The sequence below is a fragment of the Candidatus Methanoperedens sp. genome, assembly GCA_027460535.1.
Lineage (GTDB): Archaea > Halobacteriota > Methanosarcinia > Methanosarcinales > Methanoperedenaceae > Methanoperedens.
The window spans coordinates 1-9404 of the sequence record JAPZAR010000026.1 but is presented as its reverse complement, the minus strand read 5'-3'; the positions used below and the strand labels follow the sequence as shown (position 1 = coordinate 9404).

The following is a 9404-nucleotide window of genomic DNA, read 5'->3' as shown; positions in this document are numbered from 1 at the left end:
GTGTTGTATTGTCATGCTGGCAGTAGCTTTTGCGAGATTGCAGCGTGGGATAAAAGAAAATCTTTCCTCTGTTGCATATCTTACATAGGGGGTGAAAAAAAAGTTACCAACGGTTTCAAGGGGGTTTTGGTAACCACCTCCAAAGTGGTCACGAACAATCGAAACAGATATATATGAGCATGTACATGGGAATTCTAATAATAGCGATTATCCAATTTATTAAGGAGCGAGCAGTGGGGCGATGAAACTCCTTTTGATTAGCTGATACTGTTGGTCTAATACAGAGGTGGTGGTGGTAAAACGATCATACGCGAATGTGGAGAAATCATCCACGGATATACTTTCAGGGATTACATAAAGACTTCAGCAGGTTCTTCAACTCCAACGATCGGACACAAGAAATGCGGGTGTATATTCAATTTATTAAGGAGCGAGCAGTGGGGCGATGAAACTCCTTTTGATTAGCTGATACTGTTGGTCTAATACAGAGGTGGTGGTGGTAAAATGATCATATGCGAATGTGGAGAAATCATCCACGGATATACTTTCAGGGATTACATAAAAACTTCAGCAGGTCCTTCAACTCCAACGATAGGACACAAGAAATGCGGGCATATATTCAATTTTATTGATGGGAAGATGCCCAAGAAGTATTCGTCCAGGAAAGAGCTGAAAGTATTGGCCACGAGGTTCGCCGATAGAAATAAGTTGGAGGGCGGAGATGCCGAAAGGCTCCTGTTAGAAGTTGACAGGTTGAAGTCGAGCGGGAATATGACTGATTACGATATACTGGTTGAGGCATTTAAAAGACTATGAATTGAAGCTAATTCAAGAGTTTTATCTGATTTTTTTGCGACCGAATATGACAATGTATCAAAACAACCTCGAACATCTTCTTGATGAACTTCATCGGATCGACCTGATGGTCAGGTCAAATCTCAAGAACAGGGAAATAGGGCAGGATGCAGACGATTTTCAGGGTCTATATATCTCAGAAAAAGAAGTGAATACAATCCTGCAAAATCCACCCTATGAGATCAAGAAGAATGATCCTTTATATCAAGATATCGAAAAAATTAGAGCAGCGGCATTTGAAATCAACAAAAGAAAAATTGAAAGCATCAATAATGGAAAAGAGCTGCGTCTTCATATCCTGACCGAAATCTTCCATCTCAAACCTTTCGAGGTCGACGCCATTTTGATATGCCTTGCATCTGAACTTGATCTTCGGTATGAAAAACTGTACTCCTACATGCAGAACGATGTGACCAGGAAGCGCCCTACTGTCGATCTGGTAATAAAACTATTGTGCAGCTCAATTGAAGAAAAATTCAGGGCGAGGGAGTATTTTTCGACAACAGCGCCCCTGATCAAGAACCGCCTTGTTTATCTTATTGGAGATGGGCAGGAGATATCCTTGTTATCTAAATCCATCAAGATGGATGAGAGAATAATAAGCTTCCTGATGGGAACAGATTGCATCGACAGAAGGATAGAGATTTTCTCATCAATAATAGAGCCAAAAAAATCGCTCAACGATGTCATTTTTGAGGATGACCCTAAAAACAGGTTAGTTGAGCTGATAAAACAGCTTTCCAGTTCAAAAGCTCCACTGATAATCTTTCTTCATGGAGGATACGGCACCGGGAAAAAAATGTTTGCAGAGGTTATTTGCAGAGAATTGGGAAAGCCGATGCTCCTTGTAAATTCAAAGGCTTTGATGAAAGATGAATCCTTTGAAACATCAGGTATTATCCTGCGCGAAGCCCTGTTGCAGAATTCGTACATATATATTGAAGGAATTGATGCCCTGTGGAAAGAGAAAGATCGGATCGATGTGACAAATCTGATTCAGGGGTTGGACGTTTCTCCAAACTGGATTTTCCTGTCAGGAGAATTGCCGTGGGAACCTCCCGCGGTGATGGATAATCACATGTTCATAAGCATCCAGTTCCCGCCTCCCTCTTTCGCGCTTCGTAAAAGGCTGTGGGAATTTTTCCTGGATGGAAATTCAGAAGGGGTTGATATCTGCGCGCTTGCCACTAAATTTAAATTCAGCGGCGGGCAGATAAGAGATGCCATATTTACAGCATCCAATGCAGCATCTGCAAGAGGCAGTTCCAGAATATCAATGGAGGATATTTATTATGGCTGTAAATCGCAGTCCAACAGGAATCTTTCCTCTTTTGCCAAAAAGATAGAGCCTCGATATATATGGGAAGATATTGTCCTTCCAAAGGATAAAAAAGAGCAGTTAAAAGAGATAGCAGGGCATATTAAGAACAGGGAGATCGTATTTGCCGATTGGGGATTTGACAAAAAATTGTCGCTGGGAAAAGGGTTGAACATACTTTTCTCCGGACCATCCGGAACTGGAAAGACCATGGCTGCCGAGATCATCGCCAAAGAAGCAGGACTTGACCTCTATAAAATCGATCTATCTAATGTGGTCAGTAAGTATATTGGCGAAACGGAAAAAAATCTTAGCAATATCTTTAAAGATGCTGAGACCAGCAACGCTATTCTGTTCTTTGATGAAGCAGATGCCCTTTTCGGGAAACGTTCTGAAGTCAAGGATGCCCATGATAGATATGCTAATATCGAAATTGGATATTTGCTGCAGAAAATGGAGGAATATGTAGGCGTTGTGATACTTGCGACAAATCTGAGCGGGAATATCGACGAGGCTTTTTTGAGGAGAATGCAATTTGTGATAGAGCTGCCATTCCCGGATGATAAATTGCGTATGCTGATGTGGAAAGGTATTTTCCCAAAAAATACTCCGCTCGCGAAGGATATAGATTATGAATTTTTTTCTGAGAAATTAAAGCTTGCAGGTGGAAATATTAAGAACATTGCCGTGACTGCGGCATTTTTTGCGGCTGAGAACTCCCGTGAAATAGGAATGAATCATATCCTGCTTGCTGCAAAGAGAGAATATCAGAAACTGGGAAAACCTTTCTTGAAGGCTGATTTTGAACCTTATTACAGATTGATAGAACGGGATGAGAGATAATGACAGTTCTTAGAGATATCAATATAACATTAAAGGATCATATTCTTCCGAAAATTCCTGAATTTGAAAATGATTCGAAATCAATAGTCTTTGATTCTCCAGCAGAGATAACGTCCGCTGGAAATATGCTCTCCATTTTTCTATATCAAATCGTTGAGAATGGATTTTTGAGAAATATAAACCCTGAACCAATTGGCACTACTCAACTGAAACATCCTCCTCTTGCAATAGATTTGTACTATATATTCACTGTCTATGGTAAAAACAGGGAAACTGAACTCTTAATCATCGAGAGGCTTATGCAGTTGTTCCATGATACTTCAGTCTTAAAAGGAGACATTCTGCGGGGCGAACTGTCGACAACGGGAAATGATGAGATAAAGATCATCCCAAACAATCTGACTTTTGAGGAAATTAACAAGCTTTGGGAGAGGTTTCCTAACAAGCCTTACAAGCTCTCTGCGTCTTACATTATCAGTCCTGTCAGGATCCCCTCGGCCAAAGTGCCAGAAACGATCACGAGAGTTATTGAAAGGGACATCAATTTGCATAGAAAAGTGGTCTGAATGATGGTATTTCTTGAAAGGCTTACATCAAAACTAAATGGCTGTATTGCTAATGGATGATCTTTCCCCTAACAAGGATAAAAGCGCATTCAGGAATTTATACCTTGAAGCTGAAAAAAAAAGGAGAGACATCATAAGGAACACTACGGGTCATTTTCTTCTAATGGATTCCGGAAGGGAAACAAAGCATAACAGGAGGAGGATATTATTACAGCAAGGAAGTCGAAACATCAAACTGAAAATGGGAAAGGTCTATGTTGATTCTGTTCTTGTTGATGCCAAAAATCCTGTTACCAGTATAATATTAAATCAAATGTCAATTATCCCTTTCCTGAGGGGATAACCGTTATAATCGGCAGAATTGTCGAGGCGGATTAATTCTAGGTGAATCAATAAGAGTCACGGAGATCCCTTCAAAATCAGCGACTTCTGAAGAGGAAGGATGGATTCTTTATCCGGTTTAGTTCAGCCGATGGTGGTAAAAACATAACCCTTGACATTATGAAGGATGGATACAAGACTTTTAAAAAGGCGTTTTTTTTTAAAAAGGATACGCCCACGTATATCGAAACTATAATATTAACTAGACTATAAATTGGAGGTGTTATATCTAAAATTTGATACTACCATAGAAATGATTGAATTGAGGCACATTTAAAATGTGATTTGGAATTTATTTCTGCAACCTGTTGCAGAAGATGATTTTCAATTCAAAAAACATATTGAAGTGATAAAGGAAACATGAATAATAAAATAATCAACTATATAAAAGCTCATAAGGAGGATATATGCTTGTTGTTCGCAACAAATTGAACCAGAGGTTATTGATTAACCTGGAGGGCGGTAAAGATATTGATCTTTTGGCAAAAGGTTCATCCAAAATTTCTGATGACGACCTTAGGTCAAAACATCTGAAAAATCTTCTTCAAAAAGGCGATATCATCTTGATTCGAACTGAAGAGGGTGGAGAAAAAGCTGAAGAAAAAAGTGAAGTAACTTCAGCAAAGAGAAGCAGCTATGGAAGAAAAGGAAGGTAATGAATTTCAGAAATCGAAATAGGAGGTATGTATGGCTAGTTATCTATCACCAGGAGTTTATGTTGAGGAATTGTCCTCAGGAGTAAAACCAATTACGGGTGTTGGCACTTCGAACGGCGCATTTGTTGGGATAGCCGAAAAGGGGCCAATAGGCGAGGCAAAGGAAATACCAAACTGGGCACGGTTTGTGGATATATTCGGAGGCTTTATCCCTAACGGGTATCTCGCATACGCCGTGAAACTGTTTTTCGATGAAGGCGGAACAAAATGCTTTGTTGTCAGGACATGCCATTATACAAATTATCAAAATCCTGCGACAAAGACTGCCAAGATTTCGGCAGCTACTTTAAAGGATGCTGATGGCGGTGACTCAATGAGAGTTTCTGCGACATCAGAAGGTAGGTGGGGGGACAATATTACCATCGACGTGAATGATTCTACGGAGAAAACATTAAAAGATGGTTTCAATCTGATCGTAAAATACAATAATGACGCTGTGGAGACGCATGAAAACCTCACGATGGAAATTGTAGAAGAAACAATAAAAAGCAATTCAAAGTATATCAGAGTTGAAAAGGATAACTGGGATGAATTCGGTACTCCGAAGACCGGTTTGGGAAAAATCCCCAACAAATCCGCTTCTCCTTTACCCCTGGCTGGAGGTGACGATGGTATATCGCCCACAGCAGGCATTACTCTGAAGGACAGAGCGGACAAAAAGTCGTTGAGAGTCTCGTCATATTTTACCGGCTCAAGAGGAAACGATGTGACTATCGAAGTGAAGCATGATGCTGACCCACCAACAAAGTTCAATCTGATCGTGAAATATGGTACTACTACAACGGAAACCCATAATGACCTCATAATGGACACGATTGAAGCCCTTATAAACAATAAATCTGCACTCATCGTGGTTGAAAAAGATTCCTGGGTTGAGGGTGCCGCTAACATAACAGGGTCAGGAAATATCCCCGCGTTAATCGCAGAAACTCCACTTACAGGTGGTTTAGACGATGCGTCTGCACTTTCGCCTTCTGACTTTGAAGGCGATGAAAAGGCGCAGAACGGTCTTCATGCATTCGACATGATCGATGATATAAATATCGTTGCAATGCCTGATATGGCTGGTAAGATCGCAGCAATGCAGGCGGGACTTACTTACTGTATGACGAGAAAAGACTGCTTCTTTATCATCGATCCTGCCAAGAACAAAGATATCGATGGGATAAAGACAATGAGAAACAGCTTTGATAATAAATATGGAGCGATGTACTATCCCTGGATTATCATCTATGACCCTATAACCGGATCGACAATACCTGTGCCGCCGTCTGGTGCGGCTATGGGAACTTATGCATATGTCGATGCCACACGAGGAGTGCACAAAGCACCGGCCGGGACTCCAGATGGTTTTCTTGATAAAGCGCTCGATGTTGAAAAACTCGTATCAAAAGGCGAACATGATGGACTGCATCAGCGGCAAATAAATGTCATCCGAAAGTTCCCGACCTCTGGAATCTGCATCTGGGGCGCTTATACGCTCAGTTCAGATGCAGAATGGAAATATATAAACATAAGGCGGCTCTTCCTTTATCTCGAAGAATCCCTTGATGAAGCAACACAGTGGGTTGTCTTTGAGCCGAACGATCCCAAACTTTGGGGTTCTGTTATCAGGAACGTAACCGCCTTCCTGTTGAGGGTCTGGAGAAGTGGTGCTTTATTCGGAAGTACACCTGATGAGGCATTTTTCGTCAAGGTGGATGCAGAGAACAATCCGCCCGAGGTAAGAGATGCAGGACAGTTAATCATCGATATTGGTGTGGCGCCTGTGAAGCCAGCCGAATTCGTAATTATAAGAATAATGCAAAAAACATTGACGAAATAAAATAATTAAAGGAGGAAAAGCATATGCCAACTGGAGCAAGAGATGATCCGTACAGGAATTTCAGATTCAGGGTTGAGATCAAAGGAATCACGATAGCTGGTTTTTCAGAAGCAACAATCCCGGATAATTCCGGTACACCTATTGAGTACAGAGAGGGTATAGACGCCCCACATCAGAAACAGCTTTCCGGTCTCACCAAGTACGGGAATGTAACTCTCAAAAAAGGTATTACTGATTCATTGGATCTTTATAACTGGAGACAGCTGATCGAAGATAAAGGAGCAAATTCCCAGGATGCAAGAAAAAGCATATCTCTGATAGCAATTGATGACGAGGGAAATGATAAAGCACGCTGGGAAATTTTTGAGGCATGGCCCACAAAGTATGATCCATCGGATTTCAGCGCGAAAGGAAGCGAAGTCCTGATAGAATCGATCGAGATTGTACATGAAGGAATAAAGAGAGTTAAGTAATGAACTTAAGGTGGTAAAATGGGAGTCTTACAGACTGAGCACGATTTTACCCTGCCCATGGGATATGTTGACGAGACCGGAACTCTTCACAAACAGGGCAAGATGAAACTTGCAACAGCAGCAGATGAAATACTGCCCATGAAAGATCCAAGAGTTCAGACAAATCCTGCGTACTTGACCGTCATACTTCTCTCAAGGGTGATTACACAACTGGGAAGCATGAAGATGGTAACTCCAATGGTGATAGAAGGGCTCTTTGCAGGAGACTTTGCGTATCTCCAGGAGATGTATACCAGGATCAACCAGAACGGGTCAAATGTGATCAAGACCAAATGCCCGAAGTGCGAACATAAGTTCGATATCGATATGCAGTCGCAGGGGGAATAACTGGCTACCCCCTCGACAGACTGTATGAGGAGGTAGCCTTTCTGGCATATCATTTCCACTGGGATTATGATACGATTTTGAACATGGAGCATAGAGAGCGTAAGCTATGGTGCGATGAGGTCAGCAAAATAAATAAAAAGATCAATTCTGAAGGATCGAAGAACATATTGAACATATAGGAGGTATAATGCCGGATGGTACACCACGAAATGAGCCCTTCGGGGCTTTTAAATTCAAAGTGGAAATAGATGGAATTATTCGAGGCGGTTTCACAGAGGTCTCAGGTCTGGGCATTCAGATAGAAGTTGATACCATTAAGGAAGGAGGAGTTAATGATTTTGAACATAAGCTCCCAAAAGGCGTCAAATATTCGGACATTACATTAAAAACAGGACTTGCCGATCTTGAGCTATGGGAATGGTTCTATAGCGGCATACATGGAGATATACAAAGGAAAAATGGCACTATCTACCTTCAAGATCCCTCTGGAAATACTGTAATGTGGTGGGCATTTTTTGAGGCATATCCCATTAAGTGGGATGGACCGACTCTTAATGCGTCAAGTAATACTGTTGCAAGTGAGTCGCTTGTTCTTACCCATCATGGCTTGCTGTAGCTTCTGGCATTTTTCGGCAGGACTGTTACCCAGGATATAAAGCTAATGAACAAGGAGAATTGAATGCAGGAAAGAAGAAAAAACAAGAATGCAGCAAAGAACATCAGGATAGGCTTTACAGGTCTTGAATTTTCCAGGCGGATATTAAATAAATACGCTTTTATCAGGAAATCAGGAATGCTTCCATCCTTGATCTTCCTCAAATTGTTCAGTAATAAAATTGAGAGCGGGAAACTGAGACCGTATCCCAAAAGCAAATCAATCATCAATTATTACAGGTTCCACTTCAGTCTTTATTTCGGGATGGTCAGAAAGTCCATGAGTGTATCCGGCACCAGTCCGATGGAACATGTGTCTTTTATAATAGAGTTCATAGAACCCCATCTGCAATCGAGTGAAAAAGGATTGAAACGGATTTCAAATTCGGTTAAACAGATCGTTTCCAAAAAATATCATACCGGTTCATTTGAACAGGACAAAATCCTTGTTTTTCTTAATATCCGGGGGAAAAGCGCAAATACTGGATATAATTTTATTTCAATGCCGGAGATTGTCCAACCATATGGTTCAAAGAGTGATTCATTTAAGATTTCAGGACAGTCTGGAAACTCGATTCGATCTCAATATGTTCAAACAATCAGTCAATGGAAACAATTGAATTCCAATATCTTTCCTGAATTTATTTATCTCAATGTGTTTCACCAGATGATGCTGCAAATGCATCATGAACTGGGAAAAAATTATGGTAAATTATTGCCTATAAGGAACAAAGGAACCAGAGAGATAAATTATTCTTATGCCCAGACTTCCAAACGGCGGGACAATTCTTATCATATCTCATACCTTATGGCAGGACCTGCCAAAATCGCCCTGAGCCCAGCCGCTTCGGGATATTTGCAGAGGGCCAGGTACCCAGAAAAAGCAGGATCGATGCGCTATAATGTCACTTCACCTGAGGTATTTCGAAAAATAAAAGACCTTGATATTTCAGGATCAATGGGAGGATCTTCAAAAGTATATTTGGCGATGGAAAGTTCCGAGGCAAGAATGGATAATGTATCGATGAATCAGGACGTTATTGCCCGGAATGTTCGATATAAGCATGCTCCTGACTGGCATATCAGTTCCTATTATTTCTCATATCTTACGGCAGGACGTGCAAAAATCATCCTTAGCCCTGCAGATTCGGTATATTTGCAGAAGGACAGGTGGTTTGAAAAAACAGGATCGATGCGCTATAATGCCACATCGCCTGCGGTATTTAAAAAACTAAATAATAAATTCAATGTTTCAGGATCATTGCGGGGACAATCGAAAGTATATTCGGCGATGGAAAGTTCCGATGCTGCAAAGAAAGATAATTTATCGATGAACCAGCATGGGATTACCCGGGAAATTCGATATGAACGCCCTGACAGGATTGA

Annotated in this window: 10 protein-coding genes; all 10 read left to right on the top strand. The window is 41.1% G+C overall.

What is annotated here, in order from left to right; translation table 11 throughout:
- Positions 1–504 precede the first annotated feature (504 nt).
- The gene (locus O8C65_11250; GenBank protein ID MCZ7357501.1) at positions 505–816 is read left to right on the top strand and encodes a hypothetical protein; all 312 of its coding nucleotides are present in this window, start codon (positions 505–507) and stop codon (positions 814–816) included.
- A 52-nt stretch (positions 817–868) separates the two neighbouring features.
- Entirely contained in the window at positions 869–3016 is a 2148-nt protein-coding gene (locus O8C65_11245) for an AAA family ATPase (protein ID MCZ7357500.1), read from the top strand.
- On the top strand, positions 3016–3582 hold the full coding sequence (locus O8C65_11240; GenBank protein ID MCZ7357499.1) for a DUF4255 domain-containing protein: 567 nt from the start codon (positions 3016–3018) through the stop codon (positions 3580–3582). Before O8C65_11245 ends, O8C65_11240 begins: the two co-directional genes overlap by 1 nt.
- A gap of 52 nt (positions 3583–3634) precedes the next feature.
- Positions 3635–3925: a hypothetical protein gene (locus O8C65_11235; protein ID MCZ7357498.1), complete on the top strand. Its 291-nt coding sequence runs from the start codon at positions 3635–3637 to the stop codon at positions 3923–3925.
- Between the two features lie 481 nt (positions 3926–4406).
- On the top strand, positions 4407–4619 hold the full coding sequence (locus tag O8C65_11230; protein MCZ7357497.1) for a hypothetical protein: 213 nt from the start codon (positions 4407–4409) through the stop codon (positions 4617–4619).
- A 31-nt stretch (positions 4620–4650) separates the two neighbouring features.
- The gene (locus O8C65_11225) at positions 4651–6504 is read left to right on the top strand and encodes a phage tail sheath subtilisin-like domain-containing protein (GenBank protein ID MCZ7357496.1); all 1854 of its coding nucleotides are present in this window, start codon (positions 4651–4653) and stop codon (positions 6502–6504) included.
- Between the two features lie 23 nt (positions 6505–6527).
- Positions 6528–6977, top strand: a complete 450-nt coding sequence (locus tag O8C65_11220; GenBank protein ID MCZ7357495.1) for a phage tail protein — start codon at positions 6528–6530, stop codon at positions 6975–6977.
- Between the two features lie 18 nt (positions 6978–6995).
- Positions 6996–7364: a phage tail assembly protein gene (locus tag O8C65_11215; GenBank protein MCZ7357494.1), complete on the top strand. Its 369-nt coding sequence runs from the start codon at positions 6996–6998 to the stop codon at positions 7362–7364.
- 187 nt (positions 7365–7551) lie between these two features.
- A complete protein-coding gene (locus tag O8C65_11210; GenBank protein MCZ7357493.1) occupies positions 7552–7980 on the top strand; it encodes a phage tail protein in 429 nt (142 codons plus the stop codon).
- A 63-nt stretch (positions 7981–8043) separates the two neighbouring features.
- Positions 8044–9404: hypothetical protein (locus tag O8C65_11205; GenBank protein MCZ7357492.1), on the top strand; the 1361-nt coding region annotated here is incomplete at its 3' end.

What these genes read in the sequence shown, in the direction of transcription:
- O8C65_11250 (MCZ7357501.1), top strand. Translation starts at nt 505, where the DNA reads ATGATCATATGCGAATGTGGAGAAATCATCCACGGATATACTTTCAGG.
- O8C65_11245 (MCZ7357500.1), top strand. Translation starts at nt 869, where the DNA reads ATGTATCAAAACAACCTCGAACATCTTCTTGATGAACTTCATCGGATC.
- O8C65_11240 (MCZ7357499.1), top strand. Translation starts at nt 3,016, where the DNA reads ATGACAGTTCTTAGAGATATCAATATAACATTAAAGGATCATATTCTT.
- O8C65_11235 (MCZ7357498.1), top strand. Translation starts at nt 3,635, where the DNA reads ATGGATGATCTTTCCCCTAACAAGGATAAAAGCGCATTCAGGAATTTA.
- O8C65_11225 (MCZ7357496.1), top strand. Translation starts at nt 4,651, where the DNA reads ATGGCTAGTTATCTATCACCAGGAGTTTATGTTGAGGAATTGTCCTCA.
- O8C65_11220 (MCZ7357495.1), top strand. Translation starts at nt 6,528, where the DNA reads ATGCCAACTGGAGCAAGAGATGATCCGTACAGGAATTTCAGATTCAGG.
- O8C65_11215 (MCZ7357494.1), top strand. Translation starts at nt 6,996, where the DNA reads ATGGGAGTCTTACAGACTGAGCACGATTTTACCCTGCCCATGGGATAT.
- O8C65_11210 (MCZ7357493.1), top strand. Translation starts at nt 7,552, where the DNA reads ATGCCGGATGGTACACCACGAAATGAGCCCTTCGGGGCTTTTAAATTC.